Annotated in this window: 2 protein-coding genes; both read left to right on the top strand. The window is 69.7% G+C overall.

The window, feature by feature from the left end:
• Positions 1 to 90: 90 nt before the first annotated feature.
• Positions 91 to 237: a hypothetical protein gene (locus tag JCM19049_RS21505; protein WP_279403407.1), complete on the top strand. Its 147-nt coding sequence runs from the start codon at positions 91 to 93 to the stop codon at positions 235 to 237.
• Positions 204 to 671, top strand: a complete 468-nt coding sequence (locus JCM19049_RS15900; protein WP_054822034.1) for a hypothetical protein — start codon at positions 204 to 206, stop codon at positions 669 to 671. The genes JCM19049_RS21505 and JCM19049_RS15900 overlap by 34 nt, the downstream gene beginning before the upstream one ends.
• Positions 672 to 859: the final 188 nt, after the last annotated feature.

Below are 859 nucleotides of genomic sequence, written 5' to 3' on the forward strand. Positions count from 1 at the left end.
TGGCCGGGCGGTGGCCGATGCCTTCGCCCAGTTGCCCCAGCTCCAGGCCCTGTTGGGGCGCCGGGGGCGGATGCCCACCTGGATCAGCTGGTGATGGCCGCGCTGGCCAAGTTCCTGGCCTTCTTCGCGATGGTGGTGGGCGTCTTCGCAGTGCAGAGCCCGCACCGCTGCGCCGCGATGAACTGCACCACCGCGGTGAGGTCGTGCTGGCGCTGCCGGTGTCCCGGTGGTGGCTGATGGGTCACCAGATGCTGCTGGGTCTGCTGGGCAGTGCACTGCTGCTGGCCATGGCCGGGCTGGGTCTGGGGATCGGGGCCGGTTCCGCGCTGGCCGCTCCGGTGCTCGGGAGCTTTGTAGCCGCGAGCCTGTGGTACCTGCCGGTGGTGGCCTGCTGGCTGGCGCTGTCCATGGTGGCACTGGGCATCGAGGTGCGCGGCGGGGCAGCGCTTGTCTGGGTGCTGCTGGTTGGCTGCATCCTGATCGGCACCTACGGGCCACTGCTGAATGTGCCGCAATGGGTCATGGACGCCGAACCATTCACCTCCATCGCGGCACTGGAAATCGTGCGCGAGGGCGCATCCGCCGTCCCGGCGGCGGGGTTCACCGCCGCGGCGCTGCTGCTCGGTGCCCTGGCCCTCGGGCTGTACCGACGCCGGGATCTGCGTGGCTAGCCGGCAACGCGCCTAGGGGAGCTCCTGGACCTGGATAATCTTGCCCGTCTGGACATCAACCACAATGGTGGCCGGCTGTCCCGATAATACCGCGGCCCGATCCTGCAGCGACAGCTCGCTGACGGCTTCGGCCAGCGAACCCTGCGGGACAAAGGCTCCTGCAGCGGGGAAGGGCCGGGACTGGGGCG

Source organism: Arthrobacter sp. JCM 19049 (assembly GCF_001310435.1).